This window comes from Nostoc sp. (assembly GCF_036917775.1).
Taxonomy (GTDB): Bacteria; Cyanobacteriota; Cyanobacteriia; order Cyanobacteriales; family Nostocaceae; genus Nostoc.
In genome coordinates, this window is record NZ_JBALEQ010000087.1 from 1 (window position 1) to 17033 (window position 17033).

Here is a 17033-nt window from a genome sequence, read left to right on the forward strand (position 1 = left end):
TGTTCGACGAGATTCATACTTGTTAGTTATCCATTTTTCTCCACCCTATACAAATCATTATTATTTTTCTCTCGTTGTATGAAACCACCCTGCCCTCTCCGTTCTGAAACCTAGTCTAAATATATAGTTTGAACCAGACTTCTACAAATAGTCGGGTTACATAAATCGCGGGATATTGCCAAAGATATTCTTAAAATTGCTTTGAAAGTGGGTTAGCCTTCAGCAGGAAAGCTGTCTTAAAAACCAATTGTAGATTCAGTTAAGGCTAAAAACTGAAACTGGCGTAGGTTGGGAAGCTACTGCGCCCTTGCGGTTTTTACGACTTGTTCGCAGCTAGTTCCAAGCGAGAAACAAGTGGCGTTTGAGGAACAAAGCACACATTCTATACTAGTAACTTTTATACCCACAACTAAAGTTCTCATTAATACTTCTTTCCTCCCTCTGCCTCTTGCCCCCTGCCTCCTCTTGTAACATTTATTTATTTTTCACTCATAATTGAGCCATTTTGTAAAGTCGCCAAACTCCTACTTCACGATGGCGACAGCCTGATGAAATGATCGAGTAAATTAAGATAAGTAAAGAAAATGCTTTGAACTACATGACAGCTCTCAGCTTACAAGAAATTTCTACTCAGTTAGAAAGTCCGAACTTACGCGATCGCATGGTAGCTCTTGCTAATCTGCGTGATGTTTCTCCTGAAGAGGCAGTCCCTTTAATTAAAAAGGTACTAGACGACGAATCTTTGCAACTGCGATCGATGGCAATATTTGCCCTGGGAATCAAGCCAACGCCAGAATGTTATTCAATTTTGGTCAGAATTCTCGAAAATGACCCCGATTATGGCATCCGCGCTGATGCTGCTGGTGCTTTAGGATATTTGGGCGATGCTAGAGCTTTTGAAGTGCTTTCACGGGCGTTTTATGAAGATACTGATTGGCTAGTACGCTTTAGTGCAGCCGTTTCTCTTGGTAACATTAAAGACCCCCGTGCCCGTCAAATTCTTCTTCAGGCATTGGATAGCAAAGAAGTAGTGTTGCAACAAGCTGCAATTTCTGCGCTCGGAGAAATTAAAGATATTGAGTCTGTCGATCAGATTCTACGCTTTGCCCAATCAGATGATTGGTTAGTCAGACAACGTTTGGCAGAAGCTTTGGGTAATCTTCCCACTCCCAAGAGTGTCTCAGCTTTAAAATACTTAGAAAAAGACAATCATTTCAACGTTGCTGAGGCAGCCAGAATTGGCCTCAAGAAGCTTGAGGAAATAGGCAATCAAGCTTAATAATATTAGAGCCTCCTGCTACCTTTTAATAATTAAGTGGGAATTTTAGCATTTTGATGCAGGGTAATTTCATTCATGAATATTGAAGAGTTTTTTCAGTTAAGTGCTGGTAAATGGTTTTCTCATCGGACTAGTCAACATTTGGCTTTGAATGAATCTGAAAATAGCAAGTCAGATATTATCATTGAGACGCTGGCAGTAGATCATCCAGAAGCGACCAAACTGTGTCAACTGTACGAAATTAATCCTAGTTCCGCCTCCTGTGCTATCAAAATTAACTGGAATGGCACAATGGAAAAGGATCAAACAAAACATAGTGGTTCAACTGTGTTAGTTTCAGTACCCAATGCAGATAATCCCTCTGAAGGCAAGTTACTGCGGGAAATAGTTGATGCTGAGAAAACTCCAATTGCTGGACACTACAAATTTGACAGTGATGGTGCTTTAATCCTAACTGTAGAAGACGAAAACATCTGGTCAGAGGAGCGCCTGTGGTTTGCTAGCCCCAATTTGCGAATGCGGGTAAATGTCCTCAAGAGTTTTGGTGGATTTAGTATTACTTCCTTCACTTCTGAGATTCGTATGGGTGGTTTTCCACCTGCTGCGAAAGCTTCCGAGGCAGCTAATTCAGTATCGAGTTAGTTTCAAGACAATATTATTGTATTCCCCCAAAAAATAAAAGACGCGATAAATCGCCGTCTCTACAAAGGACTGGTTATTGTAAAGACGGCGATTTATCGCGTCTCTAAAACCTCGGGGTGTCATCAAAAAACCTGATCTGAACTGTATTCGACTTTACCGATCGCTCTAAATCGAAATTAACCGAAACTAGAGCATTGCACAAAAAATCCCCGGCTTTTCTAAAATCAGCGTTTTTAAATTTGCAAAAAGTTAGCGATCGCTTGTGGTAATGGCAAAATAATTACAATCAACAAAGCCATTGCCAGTAATCCCCAAATATCACGTTTGTTATCCAATTCAGTGACATCATTCAGTGCAGGCTCATCAATCAACGGCATAAATAATAAGATAATCGCCCACATCAAAAATTCTTCCCGGATTAACGAAAGTAATAGCAAGAGAAGGCGAGCCACTTGACCAATCATAATCGCAACTCGTTGTCCAAACATTGCATGGACAATATGGCCTCCATCAAGTTGTCCCACAGGCATTAAATTTAACGCCGTCACAATAAGTCCGATAAAACCAGCTACTGCAACTGGATGCAAATCAAGGGCTGATTTTGCTGTTAACTGACTTCCCAAGGCTAGTTTCGATAATAACGCTAGTAAGATGGAATATTTGGGATTAAGAGCATCAGGATTCAAAAATCGGGTTTTTTCTTCAATCAGGGGAACCACCTCAGAATGAGCCAAGCCCCATATTAATAATGGCAAGGTAACAATAAAGCCTGCAAGCGGCCCAGCGATACTAATGTCAAATAATGCTTTGCGGTTGGGAATGGGACTACGCATCTGAATAAATGCACCAAAAGTTCCCAAAAAGAAAGGCATTGGAATAAAGTAAGGCAACGTCGAGCGAATTTTGTAGAATTTAGCCGTCAAATAATGCCCAAGTTCGTGAATACCCAAAATAGTCATTAACCCTAAAGCATAAGGTAATCCTTTGAATAGGACATCTCGGTTAGATAGAACTTTGAACAAAGAGTCAATTTCCCATAGAGGCGGAAGCGAAGTACCAGCAATTTCCACTCCCACCAAGGTAGTAGTTATCAAAGTCGCTACTAGTAGTAGAAGTGCTAATCCTGGTTTAGTTAAGCGTTCTTGGTCGCGTCGGGGTGTATTTCTCTCTTTAGCAGCCTGAATATTAGGAACCAGCACAAAGAAAGGTTTGTCATTTAAACCTTCTTGAAAGATCAACACGAAGCGATCACCAAATTGTGCTTCAATGTTAGTCTTAATCTGCTGGTAGGCGTTGCTGGCTTTAGTTCGCAACTGACCCCGGCAAATTACGGCTTGTGGTCGATACTCAATATTTTGAACGTAATATACAGACCAAGGAAAACAATTTCGCAGTTGAGTTTCTTCTGTCGGCTCAATGGGACGTACTAGTGGTTCTGGGGTAGGCTGGATAATTGGCTGTGATTCTGAGGCTTGGGCTGGAACTTCGGTTTGTGTATCTCTTGGCACTCGCCGCCCGCCTAGAAACAATATCCAGTACAACACTGTGCAGACAAATAACGACGAAACAATCAGCCCTGGTGGTGGAGGTTGTTTCGCCCCATATATCAGTGTCCATACACTTAACAACAATGCTGGTGTCATTAAAACCAGCCACAACAACCATACTGGCGTTCGAGTGATGTGAGCGACACTGTGCTGCACCATTAGATAAGTAGCTAGCCCCAGTAGGAGGATAAACAGAAACCAAAATGCCATGTTATCTTCAGTAATTTTGACAAAACGCCCTACCAGTAGCTTCAGCACCATAGCATTAACTACGAGGCAGACCTCAAATCCCAGTTTTTTCAGATGGTTTACAGTTCGATTTTTCAGAATTTCTACACTGTAACCAGATTGTCCACAACTCCTCAGTTTCGGTTCTTTGATTATGTGCCCTTTACCTCAACAGCCAAGTTATACAACTAAGCCACCACGGGCTGTCTTTCCTCAAGAAATTCCTAGCGGAAGTTCCTTGCAATCGGACTTCGCACAAGAGAGCATTTTTGCTTTTCCACCCAATCGGGACACATTAGGGGGAACCTCTTATTTTATTGTAAGAAATGAAGGCAATATCCTCATAGATTCCCCTGCCTTAGACCAAACAAATCAAGACTTTTTAGCGGCGCATGGAGGCGTGCGTTGGTTATTTCTCACCCATCGAGGTGCTATAGGCAAAACTCCTGAAATTCAGAAAGCATTAGATTGCGAAGTCCTGATGCAAGAACAAGAAGCTTATTTATTACCAGGCTTACCCGTAACTACCTTTAGTCAAGAATTTACTCTTGATGCGGCAGTCAAAATTATTTGGACACCAGGTCATTCTCCTGGATCATCTTGCCTATACTACAGTAAGCTTGGAGGTATATTGTTTTCTGGTCGCCATTTGGTTCCTAATCAGAAGGGCGATGCAGTACCATTACGGATAAGTAAAACCTTTCACTGGCCACGACAAATCAACAGTGTTCAGTTATTATTACAACATTTTACACCAGAAACTCTCAGGTACATTTGTCCCGGAGCTAATACAGGCTTTCTTAGAGGCAAGCGTTTTATAGATCGAGCTTATCAACACCTCGCCTCTCTGGATTTACCAGCTTTGCTGCGGATGCAGCCCCTTATTTAAAATAAAGACTTATTCATGAGTATAAAAAACTTATCCTAATGCCCAATACTCAATAAAGCATGGTTCTTTTTGATACTGATCTAAAATATAATTTAGGGAAGATACTGTTTGGGGAATTCTAGCGTTAGACAAGGAATTCTGGTAAAAATTTATGAGTGCAAAAGTTGATGGAACTGTAAGGATCGCTGGTTGCCAAATTATAGAGCAACTTTATTCTGGTTCTCGGACTCAAGTGTATCGGGCAATACGAGAATGCGATACCTTCGGTGGGCTTCGCCAACGCCAACCAGTCGTCATCAAGCTCTTAAAACGAGAATATCCAAGTTTTAGCGAATTAGTCCAGTTTCGCAACCAATATGCGATCGCTAAAAACCTAGATATTCCCAGCATCATTAAACCCTACAGCCTAGAACCCCATCACAATGGCTATGCCCTAGTTATGGAAGACTTTGGTGGCATCTCCTTGCGGCAATTTACCCAAAGACGACCACTGAGCTTAGAGGAATTCCTACCCATTGCCTTGCAACTGATAGACACTTTACACCAGTTGCATCAACAGCGCGTCATTCACAAAGATGTCAAGCCAGCTAATATCCTGATTCATCCTGACACCAGAAAAATTAAGCTAATTGACTTCAGTATTGCCTCGCTGCTACCACGAGAAACCCAGGAAATTCAAAGTCCCAACGGACTGGAGGGAACCCTAGCGTATTTGTCGCCAGAGCAAACTGGACGGATGAACCGAGGCATTGACTACCGCAGCGACTTTTATTCATTAGGTGTAACTTTCTTTGAACTACTGAGTGGACAACTGCCTTTTACATCTCACGATCCGATGGAGTTGTTACATTGTCATATCGCCAAACAGCCTGACTCTATCTGTAATCTCAACCCAGAAATCCCCTTGATGTTGGGAGAGATCATTTGCAAGTTGATGGCAAAGAATGCCGAAGACCGCTACCAGAGTGCTACGGGACTCAAACATGACTTAGTGTTGTGCTTAGAACAATGGCGAGAAACAGGCAAACACACATGGTTTGATTTAGGACAGCGCGATATCAGCGATCGCTTTCTCATCCCGGAAAAACTCTACGGACGGGAGCAGGAAATAGAAAGTTTACTGGAGGTATTTGGGCGGGTTGCCGATGGTGCAGTGGAACTGATGCTGGTGGCTGGCTTCTCTGGCGTTGGTAAAACTGCCGTGGTGAATGAAGTGCATAAGGTGATCGTTCGCTGGAACGGCTACTTCATCAAAGGGAAGTATGATCAGTTCAACCGCAATATTCCCCTATCTGCTTTTGTACAAGCTTTCCGGGATTTGCTGGGACAGTTGCTCACCGAAAGCGACACCCAATTGGAACAGTGGCGAAACAAAATTCTGTCCGCAATCTCTGAGAGTGGACAGGTGATAATTGAAGTGATTCCAGAATTAGAAAGGATTATTGGTACGCAACCGCCAGTACCAGAATTATCGGGTAGTGCTGCACAGAACCGCTTCAATCTGCTGTTTGTGAAATTTATTCAGGTATTTGCGACAAGAGAGCATCCGTTAGTAGTGTTCCTCGACGATTTACATTGGGCAGATTTGGCATCTCTGAATTTGATGAGACTGTTAATGGGTGAAACCTTAAAGGGTTATCTGTTAATTATTGGTGCATACCGTGATAATGAAGTGTTTGCAGATCATCCGTTAATGGTAGCTCTAGAAGAGATTCAGAAGGGAGTCACCGTCAGCACCATTACATTAGATCCTTTGAGTCAAACAGATGTGAATCGTTTGATTGCCGATACATTTTATTCAACAGAAGTTGCCCTGTCGTTAACCGAGTTAGTTTATCAAAAAGCCAAAGGTAATCCGTTTTTTACAACCCAGTTTCTCAAGGCATTACATGAAGATGGACGAATTACCTTTGATTGGGATACAGGTTTGTGGCAGTGTGATGTGGCGCAAGTACCCAAAAACACGGCAGCTTGTCTGAAGACATCGCTTTCTTTAACGGATGATGTCGTTGAGTTTATGGCAATTCAACTACAAAAGTTGCCGCTCGAAACTCAGGAAGTTCTGAAATTGGCAGCCTGTATCGGTAATCAATTTGATTTGGCGACATTGGCGATCGTTTTTGAACAGTCTCCAACCCAAACAGCAGAAGTTTTGTGGAAAGCGTTGCAAGAAGGGTTAGTTTTACCTCATTGTGATGTCTATAAATTTCATCAAGAGTCAGAAGCAAGAACAGATTCTTCTGACTTAGGGATTCTGGATTCTGGTTCCTGTGTTTACACATTTCTGCACGATCGCGTTCAACAAGCGGCATATTCTCTCATCCCAGAGGACGAAAAACAGGCAACTCATCTAAAAATTGGCCAGTTACTCCTGAGTAATACCCCCGAAAGCAACCGGGAAGAACGCATTTTTGAAATTGTCGGTCAACTTAACGTTGCGGCTGAATTGATTACCCAACCCGCAGAACGTCAAGCATTAGCGCAATTTAACCTGATGGCAAGCCGCAAGGCCAAGGCAGCGATCGCCTACACTGCTGCCTACAAATATGCCCAGGTGGGCATTGGGTTACTCGCCCAAAACAGTTGGCAGCATCAGTATGAGTTAACCCTAGCACTCCATCAAGTTGCCACAGAAGCTGCCTATCTGAGCGGTGATTTAGAGGAGATGGCAGCCAATGCCCATCTTGTCCTAAATCACGCCAAAACTCCATTAGATAAAATCAGCGTCTATGAGGTGAAGATTGAGGTATTCACTGCTCAGGGTTATTTTGCCGAAGCGATCGCAGCAGCACTTACCATTTTGAAGCAATTGGGAGTGGAACTACCCACAGTGCCTACCCAGGAAGATGTGGCAGTGGCCTTTAGTACCGTCTTAGATGTAATTGGAGAGCGATTCCCGTCCGAGTTGCTCAACCTCAGCGATGCAAGGGATGCAAACATCCTCGCAGCAGCTCGAATTTTGACATCAGTAGCACCCTGCGCTTATGTGTATCAGCCACTGCTGTATTTACTGGTGATCTTAAAAAAGGTTTATTTATCTGTTGTCTATGGTAATGAATCAACCTCAACCTTTAGCTATGTCTCTTATGGAATATTGATGTGTGGTGTATTCAAAAACGTAGAATTAGGTTATGAATTCGGTCAGTTAGCCCTCGATCTGCGATCGCGTTATCAAAATTCCGAATTGAAAGGGAAAACTTTATTATTAGTCAACTTATACACAAGGCATTGGAAAATGCACCTGCGGGAGTTATTACAACCCTTGCAGACTGCCTATTGTAGTTGTTTAGATGTAGGCGATTTGGCTTTCGCGGGTTACTCTGCATTTAACTACGGTTTTTACTCCTATTTTGCAGGACAGAATTTAACACAGCTAGAGCCGGAAGTTGCTGGTTATTGTGAAGCGCTCAAGCACCTGAAGCAAAATTTAGCTCTGAACTATTCCCAATTGATTCGACAAATTTTGCTGAATTTAATGGGAGAGGCGGATGATGTTTTGGTGTTGAGCGGTACAGCCTACAATGAACAGCATCAACTTCCATTACATGAAGCAACAGGCGATCGCACCGGATTAGCATTGCTGTGGATTAACAAACTGGTTGTATCGTATTTGTTTTCCAGGTTTGAACAAGCTGTAGAACAGGCTAGGCAAGCCAGACAATATTTAGATGCGATCATTGCTTTGTTATATGTACCCATCTTTCATTTCTACGATTCTTTAGCCCAACTAGCATGGTTTGAGAAACTCTCAGCCTTAGAACAGCAGCAAATGAAAGAATACATTACTGCCAACCAAGAAAAACTTAACTACTGGGCTACCCATGCACCAATGAATTTTCGTCACAAATTTGATTTGGTGGAAGCCGAGCGGTATCGAGTCTTGGGCAATCGAGCAGAAGCAATTGAATGTTACGATCGCGCCATCATTGGAGCCAAAGAACAAGGCTATATTCAAGAAGAAGCACTAGCCAATGAATTAGCTGCCAAATTCTACCTCGATTGGGGCAAAGAGCAGATTGCTCAGTCATACATGACTCAAGCCTACTATGGTTATGCCCGTTGGGGTGCGAAAGCCAAAGTCGTCGATCTAGAAAAACGCTATCCCCAATTACTCGCCCCCATTCTTCAGCAAAGTCCTTCTCCTCTCTCAACTAACGAAACTATCTTTGCCTTGGAGAGTGTCATCTCCACCAGTTCTGCCAATTCCAGTAGTAGTAGCATTTCTGTTGCTCTAGATTTAGCTAGTATTCTCAAAGCTTCCCAAACCCTATCTGGCGAAATCGAACTGGAAAAACTGCTTTCAGTATTGCTGCATATCGTCATTGAAAATGCCGGAGCAGATAAGTGTGTGTTCATGCTTCTGGAATCAGGGCGTTTGCTAATTCAGGCGTTAGCACAGCTTTCTCTTGGTATCGGATCTGTAGAGAACAAAAAGGGAATTACTCATGTTGATTTTTACCCAAGATTGCTGAATCCACAGCCCATTGAAGACTCTCAAGATGTGCCAGTTGGCTTAATTAATACCGTCAGACGCAGCTTAAAACCAACAGTAATTATTGATGCCACAGTGCATCCTCAATTCATCAACGATCCTTATATTCAGCAACAGCAGCCCAAAAGCATCTTGTGTAGCCCAATATTACATCAGGGGAAGTTGCTGGGCATATTGTATCTAGAAAATAACCTAACAAATGGAGCCTTTACAAGCGATCGCGTTGAACTGCTAAACTTGCTTTGCGCTCAAGCGGCAATTTCTCTGGTAAATGCCCAACTTTATCGAAATTCCCAAAACTATGCTCAACAATTGACGCAATCTCTAGCGAAATTACAGGCTAGTGAAATCCGCTTCCAAAATTTGGCGAATAATATTCCTGGGATGGTGTACCAATTCCGTTTGGCAGCCGACGGTTCAACTTCAACACCTTATGTTAGCTCTGGTTGTTTGGACTTGTATGGCTTAGAGCCAGAGTTAGTGATGGCAGGGATGCACAGCCTTTACGATATGAATCATCCTGACGATCAACCAGCTATTGCAAAAGCGATCGCTTACTCTGCCCAAACTCTGACCCCATTTGAGCAAGAATGGCGCATTATCCTGCCTTCAGGAGTGGTGAAATGGATTCAATCTGTGGCTCGGCCAGAGCGACAAGCCGATGGTGCAATCTTATGGGATGGGGTGGTAATTGATATTAGCGATGTCTACGAAGAGCTTTGCTTACGTAAACAAGCAGAACTTACTCTACAGCAAAAATCACTTGATTTGCAACAAGCGCTAAACGATCTACAAAACGCCCAATTACAAATAGTCCAAAATGAAAAGATGTCTGCACTGGGTAACTTAGTTGCTGGTGTCGCTCACGAAATGAATAATCCCCTCGGTTTCATTGCTACCAGTCTCAATCAAGCTAAATCCACTATTGCTGATATTATCGAACACTTGAAACTCTATCAAGAAACTTCACTCAACAATAACGATCAAATCAAAGATCATGCAGTCGAAATTGAATTAGATTATAGCTTAGAAGACTTGCCCAAGATGATTGATTCAATGTCTATGGCGTGTGACAGGTTAAAAAAAATCAGCACCAGTTTAAGAACTTTCTCTCGTGCGGATCAAGATTACAAAGTAACTTTCAATATCCACCAAGGCATTGATAGCACAATTTTAATTTTGAAACATCGTCTAAAGGCTAATGAACTACGCCCTACTATTGAAGTTGTCAAAAACTACAGTAAGTTACCTCAAATTGAATGTTTCCCAGGGCAGCTCAATCAGGTGTTTATGAATATTTTGGCAAATGCGATTGATGCCTTGGATGAGTCAATTATTGGGCGGAGTTTAGCAGAGATTCAAAAAAATCCTAACCAAATTATAATTACAACCTCAGTCGAGAATCATCTAGTTAAAATTGCCATCGCTGATAATGGTAAGGGAATGAGTGAACAAGTTAAAGAAAAAATATTTGACCATTTATTTACGACAAAAATTGTTGGTAAAGGGACTGGGTTAGGGTTGGCGATCGCTCGGCAAATTGTCGAAGAAACTCACGGTGGTAATCTGAGCTGCACTTCTGTATTGGGTCAAGGGACAGAGTTTGTCATTACCTTACCAGTTAAAACTGTGACATTGGATTCATAACAACAAATGACTAATGACTAATGACGGTCTACACAGAAAATATTGCAATACAGCACTTTGCAACTAAATGAGGTACGGAACCAAGGATTCACAAATCAAATTATTCTTCTCCCTCCTGCCTCCTGCCTTCTGCCTCCTGCCTCCTGCCTCAAAACCAGTGACTTTGTGCCTCATGCAAAAGAAAACTGCTGTATGTAGACGCGTTAGGTTAACTACAGCCTACAAATCTTTCTGGGGAATATCTTCGTGAAACTCTATCATCAATTGCATGGTTTCCACAGCTAAATCACGTAAGTCTCGATTTAGAAATACAACACCTTGAGAACCAAACCAACGGTCAAAAATCGCAACATATTTGGGGTTGTTGTTGACAAATCCTTGCATAAACTTGACGAGGGAATAGTTCACTGAATCGAGGAATTTAGAGTTATTCTCAGGAACCATACAAGCAATTCCTTCTCGTGAATAGGGACGAGGAGGTGCGATCGCAAAACTATCTTGATTTTTTGCTGTTTGTAACCATCCCTCTAAAAGAATGCTATCGGATGCAAAAGCGTCAATTTTACCCTGTTCCAAAGCTGCAAATCCTGCTGCTCTAGCCTTGAAATATACAAGTTTGGCTTGGGGTTGTATCTGCTTGATGGCTTGTTCGTTGGTAGTTCCAGCCAGCACACCCACACGCTTGTTAATGAGAGATTCAGGCGAACCTAAATTGCTGTCCTTCTTAATTAAGATTTGCGTACCTGTGACACCATAGCTGATTGAAAAATCAACCTTTTTATCTCGCTCCCAAGTAAAACTACTAGCATCACAGATAATATCAACTTGTCGATTAATTATCTTGGGAATTCTTTCTGCTGGGGTAACTCCAACTAATTTAAGTTGAATTTTCTTGCCTAATTCTTTTTCTAACTGCTTCTGGATCAAAGTCAGCATATCCACAGAATAACCAATCAATTTTCCTTGACTGTCAGAATATGCAAAGGGTAAAGCATCTCTACTTGTACCTGCTGTTAATACTCCTGTCCGTGCTACTTTTTGCATCACAGTTTCTGCCCCTGCAACACCAGGTAGGGATGCTGATAATATCAAACCGAATATCGCACCATATATCTTCGACTTAGTAAAAGCAGGTAAACACGAAAGATTTATTTTAGTACTAACAAACATATTCAAATATTTGGGCATCCACAGTATCAAAGTAAAAAAATTATCTCTGTGAATTGCCAAGTAAACAGTTCTAGAAATGATTCTTCACATTAGAGACTTAAAGGAAATCTTTGTACTGGCAATTTACCTTGTATTAAAGGAGATTCCCTACCTACTCTTTTTTATCCTCATCTCCCAACATTTTCAGTAATTTTCTCGCAGCTAGAATACCTACAACTCCTGCGCCGACTATTTCCGCTGCTTGCACCACTTTTTTACCCACATCATGAGGGTCAAGGTGGTGATGGAAAATCTCTTCATCTACCCATTCAGTAGTGGCTTTAAAGTCGTGAATTGGTGTTGGCAATAGCGTTAAATAAGTGCCTTGACGGATTAAATGCCCAGATTCGCCTGCAACTTCAAAAACATTGAAAAGGTTAGCAGCAGCATCATTTATCCCCAATTTCAAAAGGGTTCCCCGGATGTTAACCTTAACAGGTTTGAGTTCTTCTCCGAGAGCGATCGCTTTCAAATTGTGGGCAATATTGGCTCCTTGCTGATAAGCTACTTGAGCCGTAGGCGGTAGCGAATTATCCTGAACTGCTGCACAATCACCACCGACAAAGACTTCTGGGAAATCAAGTAATTGTAAGGTGGGAGTAACTAAAGGGCGATCGCGCCGATCTCGATGTTCTTTAGGAATTGGCAACTCTTTAATCAGTGGATGGGTAGAAGTGCCAGCAGTCCAAACTGTAGTATGTGTAGCTAATGTCTCAATTTGATCGTTACGCTTATATTGAATTGAGGTGGAACCAATAGCAGTAGCTTCTGCTTCCACAATCATCTCTATTGGCACAGCACGTTTATTCAATTCCCGTTCGGCAATTTCACGCAATGGGTTATTTATATCGCCATCAAGGATTTCTTTACCATGATTGAGTAATACTACACGAATTTCACTTGAATTTCCTCCCAAAGCACTATACCAGTGTGGGAGAAAATCTGCTAAAGTTGCTGCCATTTCCACACCACTTGCACCACCACCAACGATGACTACTGTTAATAGTTTTCGGCGTTGTTCTGAATCTTCAGTTTGGACGGCTTTGTGCAAACAGTCACGTAAATGTTGCTCAAGAGCGCTCGCATCTGCTTGCGTCCAGAAAGGAAAGGCATTAACATTCGCACTTTCAACTTGATGATAGCCAGTAACGCTGCCCAAAGCTAATACTAAATTACTGTAATTATAGGAGTTTCCCGAAGCTAATTTGACTTCCCGTTGATGCAAGTCTATCGATTGCACTGTATCTTGCACAAAGATGACACCACTACCTTTAAGGAGTTCCGAAAAGCGCGGGACTACCTGAAAGTTATCCATCTCACCATCGAAATATTCATATAGTAGCGGCTTAAAGCAAAAGCGCTCGTCTTTATCAATCAAGATAACAGAACGAGGATAATGTTCATGAGCTAAATGTAAGGCTGTAAATAATCCTGCAAAACCACCGCCAACAATTACAGTTTGATAAACTGGTCTGTTCATAAAATCCCTCGCAAATCTTGTTAAATCAGACAATGAAAGCTTTATTAGATGAATAAAAATAAAGCTATCAAAATGGCACTGAGGAACACAGCAAATGCAATAGCATATTCCACTCTGCGACTAAAAAATCCGACAGCAGCAATCAGAGCGATCGCTAGACCAATAATGCCAGCATATTGCTCTTTTTGTAATCCGCGTGCAATTAATGGATCTTGACTTGGTGCTGGAGTTTCTTGAATTGTTTTTAGACTACGTTCTGAGGCTGGTATTTCTTGTAAGAATAGATTCATCACATTACTCCTGAAAATACTGGAATTTCTGAATTTTTTATGCCCGCCAAAGATAGAGAAGCGAGAAAATAAAGACCCAAACTACATCAACAAAGTGCCAAAAAAGAGTAGTCGCACTTGTCCCGAAGTGAGTTTTATTATAGTTACCTGGGATGAATGAACGAATCAGCATAATTATCTGAAGCACAACACCAGCCAGGACGTGTAGACCGTGGAAGCCTGTTAGTAAGTAAAATGTCGAACCAACTAACCCTGTAGTAATCTTGAAATCGAGATTTTTCCACTCAATTAACAGACCAACTAAGAAGTAACTTCCCATTGCGATCGTTATTAACCATAGCCAGCGAAATTTTGTGAGTTGATTACGCTTGAGGGCATTTTCTGCTGGTTGAATGACAAAGCTACTAGAAAGTAATACTACCGTATTAATAACCACAATTGTAGACAATTCCGGCCCCGATATACCGGGTGGCAGCCAATTTTTATTAGTCAGTCGTAGAGCAACATAAGTAAAGATAAAACTCAAAAAAATGATGCTTTCTGATAGCAGGAACACGGTGAATCCGAACATTCCTTTACCATGATGATCTTCATGGCTACCGCCACCACTTGGTAGGAAGCGCTGTAACCAATTTGGCAAGCGTCGCCGCCACAAATCAAAACGGATTGGACTTTCATCTATATGAGTACGACGCATAATTCGTAATTCGCAATTCGTAATTAAAATTGGTCTAATTTCTTACTCATTGTTATTAGAATTTTCCATTAATGAGTACTTTGGATTACCGTAGTCATAAGGAGGTCTTGTGACAATTGGAATCTCTTCAAAGTTATCTCGCGGGGGTGGTGAAGAGGTCGTCCATTCCAATCCAGTAGCGTGCCAAGGATTATCAACTGCTCGCGGCCCATAAAGCCAAGAGCCTACTATGTTAGCAATAAAAGGCAGTGTGGATGCTCCTAGTAAGAATGATGCCAAGCTAGCGATGACGTTCCATCCTTGATATTGTGGATCATAGGAAGAAACTCGGCGTAGCATCCCTTGTAAACCTAATGGGTGCATGGAGAAAAAGGTAATATTGGCAGGAATAAAGGTCAGCCAAAAATGCAATTTGCCCCACCCCTCGGCATACATTCTTCCAGTTATTTTAGGAAACCAGTAGTAAATTGCCGCGAAGATTGCCATTGTGATCGTGTTAAAAACGATGTAGTGGAAGTGTCCTACAACAAAGTAAGTGTTATTAACGTGGATATCAAATGGCGTGGCAGCAAGCATTACACCAGTAACACCGCCAAAAATAAACATGGCTGCACCTCCCATCGCAAACAGCATTGGTGTCTCTAGATGTAGCTTGCTCCTCCAGATGGTGGCTGTCCAAGCGAAGGCTTTAATACCTGTGGGTATGGCAACTAACATTGAGGTAGCCATGAAGGTCATCCGCATCCAACCAGGGGTTGCACTGGTGAACATATGATGCGCCCAAACGAAAATGCTGATCGCAGCAATACCCAAGGTGGCGATCGCAACTGACCGATAACCAAATAGAGGATTGCGAGAAAATGCAGGCAAAACCTCAGCAAAAATACCGAAGGCTGGTAGTGCCATGATATAAACTGCTGGATGAGAGTAGAACCAAAATAGATGCTGGTAAATAATCGGATCGCCATTCCCATCTGGTTTAAAGAATTGTGTACCAAAAGATAGGTCAAGCAACAGCAAGATCAATGCACCCGTTAAGGCAGGCAAATTAATCAGTTGCAATAACTGAGCGCTAAGAACCGACCAAACAAACACAGGCATCCGAAAAAATGTCATCCCTGGGGCCCGCATCCAAAAGATGGTTGTCACAAAGTTGACAGCCCCCATGATTGAAGAGATGCCTATTAAAACTAGGCTGACTATCCAAATAAATTCACCGTTAATCAGTTCACCACCTGGAATTTGCAGACTAATTGGCGGATAAGACCACCAGCCAGATTGTGCAGTCCCGTTTGGGAGGAAGAAACTAGATAGTAGTAAAAGACCTGCGGGTGGCAAAATCCAAAAAGAGATGGCGTTGAGCAGGGGAAAAGCCATATCCCGCGCTCCAATCATTAGCGGTACTAAGTAGTTAGAAAGACCTGCATTGAAGGGAATAATCCACAGGAAAATCATGATTGTCCCGTGCATAGTGAACAAACCGTTGTAAAGCGGGCGATCGACCAAATTTGATTCTGGGGTGAGCAATTCAGCCCGAATCAGCATCGCCAACAGGCCGCCAATCAGGAAGAAAATGAAGGTCATCACCATGTACTGAATTCCAATCACCTTATGATCGGTGTTGAAGCTGAAATATTGCCGCCAAGTATTACCCTGCTGGTTCTGGTAATTTTTCGATTCTCGATCCCCAGTAATCTCTTCACTAAAATCATGTGTCATTATTTTGCTTCCTTTTATTGGCAATGCCAGGTTGAGCAGGTGTGACGGTGTACCAGCCGCTATTAAACAATGTTTTTGATGGTTGGATATTTTCGGCAACCGCCTGATTTACTGGAGTTTGTTCGCTATTAGCGGTTTGCGTGAGCCACTGATTATATTGATCGAGGGATTCAACGTATACATCCGTTTCCATTAAGGCAAAGTAAGTACCGCTAAATTGAGAATCTTTCAGCCGATATTTGCCTGCACGAATGGGTGTTAGCACAATATCAATGTCGCGTCCTGGAATAATATCCTGCTTTAAGCGAAACTCAGGGACGTAGAAACCGTGAATTACATCCTGCGCTTGCAAATTTAAGCGAGTGCTTTGATTAATAGGCAGATGCAGTTGATTGCTAGTAACATTATTTGAATAACGAAAAGACCAATCCCACTGCTTAACGAAAACATCAATAGTCTCAGATGCAGGTTTGGGGGCATCACTAATGGTTGCGGCGGAGGCAGATTCTAGGGGTGTGTGCAGATGAACGATTTCGGTTAGACCTAAAATATCTAATTGCTGATAAATATTGAAGCTTTGGAAAGCAATCCACACTACTAACAAAGTTGGGGTTGCTGTCCACAATATTTCTAGCTTCGCATCACCTCTAGAGGGGTGTCCCTCGCTATAGTCTTCTGGGGGGGCGCGATGGAATGCGATCGCATAGACCATAACGCCAATTAGCCCAAGCAAGATAAATGCTCCAATTGAGACTAAGAAGCTAAATAAATCATCTACCCTTTGTGCTTCTGCTGTAGCTTGGGGAGGCATCCAAGAAAACGCTTGTTGCCCTATCCACCGACTAACAACGAGCAGCACTGCTACATAAACCGCTATTAATACATATTCAAAAACACTAAACATAAAATTCAAT

General features: G+C 42.2%; 11 protein-coding genes. 4 read left to right on the forward strand and 7 right to left on the reverse strand.

The genetic code is table 11. The features are described 5' to 3' along the window. Positions 1–598 precede the first annotated feature (598 nt). Positions 599–1279, forward strand: a complete 681-nt coding sequence (locus V7K69_RS16805; RefSeq protein ID WP_335036261.1) for a HEAT repeat domain-containing protein — start codon at positions 599–601, stop codon at positions 1277–1279. A gap of 75 nt (positions 1280–1354) precedes the next feature. Then, entirely contained in the window at positions 1355–1921 is a 567-nt protein-coding gene (locus V7K69_RS16810; protein ID WP_335036263.1) for a phycobiliprotein lyase, read from the forward strand. Between the two features lie 233 nt (positions 1922–2154). On the opposite strand, the gene V7K69_RS16815 is transcribed toward V7K69_RS16810, so the two are convergent. Then, positions 2155–3678 (reverse strand): site-2 protease family protein, encoded by a 1524-nt coding sequence (locus V7K69_RS16815; RefSeq protein WP_335036344.1) that lies wholly within the window; start codon positions 3676–3678, stop codon positions 2155–2157. Positions 3679–3850: 172 nt separating this feature from the next. Between V7K69_RS16815 and V7K69_RS16820 the strand changes: the two genes are divergently transcribed. Further along, the gene (locus tag V7K69_RS16820; RefSeq protein WP_335036265.1) at positions 3851–4585 is read left to right on the forward strand and encodes an MBL fold metallo-hydrolase; all 735 of its coding nucleotides are present in this window, start codon (positions 3851–3853) and stop codon (positions 4583–4585) included. Positions 4586–4736: 151 nt separating this feature from the next. Beyond that, positions 4737–10724: a trifunctional serine/threonine-protein kinase/ATP-binding protein/sensor histidine kinase gene (locus tag V7K69_RS16825; protein ID WP_335036267.1), complete on the forward strand. Its 5988-nt coding sequence runs from the start codon at positions 4737–4739 to the stop codon at positions 10722–10724. Between the two features lie 219 nt (positions 10725–10943). Here V7K69_RS16825 and V7K69_RS16830 read toward each other — a convergent pair whose 3' ends face one another. From V7K69_RS16830 to V7K69_RS16855, 6 genes are all read right to left on the reverse strand, one after another. Beyond that, positions 10944–11894, reverse strand: coding sequence for an amino acid ABC transporter substrate-binding protein (locus V7K69_RS16830; protein WP_335036269.1), 951 nt, complete (start codon positions 11892–11894; stop codon positions 10944–10946). A 151-nt stretch (positions 11895–12045) separates the two neighbouring features. Continuing rightward, complete coding sequence (locus V7K69_RS16835; protein ID WP_335036271.1) at positions 12046–13413, reverse strand: NAD(P)/FAD-dependent oxidoreductase; 1368 nt, start codon at positions 13411–13413, stop codon at positions 12046–12048. Positions 13414–13457: 44 nt separating this feature from the next. After that, positions 13458–13703 (reverse strand): hypothetical protein, encoded by a 246-nt coding sequence (locus V7K69_RS16840; protein WP_335036273.1) that lies wholly within the window; start codon positions 13701–13703, stop codon positions 13458–13460. A 37-nt stretch (positions 13704–13740) separates the two neighbouring features. Next, positions 13741–14403 (reverse strand): cytochrome c oxidase subunit 3, encoded by a 663-nt coding sequence (locus tag V7K69_RS16845; RefSeq protein ID WP_442936150.1) that lies wholly within the window; start codon positions 14401–14403, stop codon positions 13741–13743. Positions 14404–14442: 39 nt separating this feature from the next. Further along, a complete protein-coding gene (locus V7K69_RS16850; RefSeq protein ID WP_335036277.1) occupies positions 14443–16119 on the reverse strand; it encodes a cytochrome c oxidase subunit I in 1677 nt (558 codons plus the stop codon). After that, entirely contained in the window at positions 16109–17023 is a 915-nt protein-coding gene (locus V7K69_RS16855) for a cytochrome c oxidase subunit II (protein WP_335036279.1), read from the reverse strand. The genes V7K69_RS16850 and V7K69_RS16855 overlap by 11 nt, the downstream gene beginning before the upstream one ends. Between the last annotated feature and the right edge of the window lie 10 nt (positions 17024–17033).

Excerpts from the sequence above, each read along its gene's own strand:
- V7K69_RS16805 (WP_335036261.1), top strand. The coding sequence starts at position 599 with ATGACAGCTCTCAGCTTACAAGAAATTTCTACTCAGTTAGAAAGTCCG.
- V7K69_RS16810 (WP_335036263.1), top strand. The coding sequence starts at position 1,355 with ATGAATATTGAAGAGTTTTTTCAGTTAAGTGCTGGTAAATGGTTTTCT.
- V7K69_RS16815 (WP_335036344.1), bottom strand. The coding sequence starts at position 3,678 with ATGGCATTTTGGTTTCTGTTTATCCTCCTACTGGGGCTAGCTACTTAT.
- V7K69_RS16820 (WP_335036265.1), top strand. The coding sequence starts at position 3,851 with ATGTGCCCTTTACCTCAACAGCCAAGTTATACAACTAAGCCACCACGG.
- V7K69_RS16825 (WP_335036267.1), top strand. The coding sequence starts at position 4,737 with ATGAGTGCAAAAGTTGATGGAACTGTAAGGATCGCTGGTTGCCAAATT.
- V7K69_RS16830 (WP_335036269.1), bottom strand. The coding sequence starts at position 11,894 with ATGTTTGTTAGTACTAAAATAAATCTTTCGTGTTTACCTGCTTTTACT.
- V7K69_RS16835 (WP_335036271.1), bottom strand. The coding sequence starts at position 13,413 with ATGAACAGACCAGTTTATCAAACTGTAATTGTTGGCGGTGGTTTTGCA.
- V7K69_RS16840 (WP_335036273.1), bottom strand. The coding sequence starts at position 13,703 with ATGAATCTATTCTTACAAGAAATACCAGCCTCAGAACGTAGTCTAAAA.
- V7K69_RS16850 (WP_335036277.1), bottom strand. The coding sequence starts at position 16,119 with ATGACACATGATTTTAGTGAAGAGATTACTGGGGATCGAGAATCGAAA.
- V7K69_RS16855 (WP_335036279.1), bottom strand. The coding sequence starts at position 17,023 with ATGTTTAGTGTTTTTGAATATGTATTAATAGCGGTTTATGTAGCAGTG.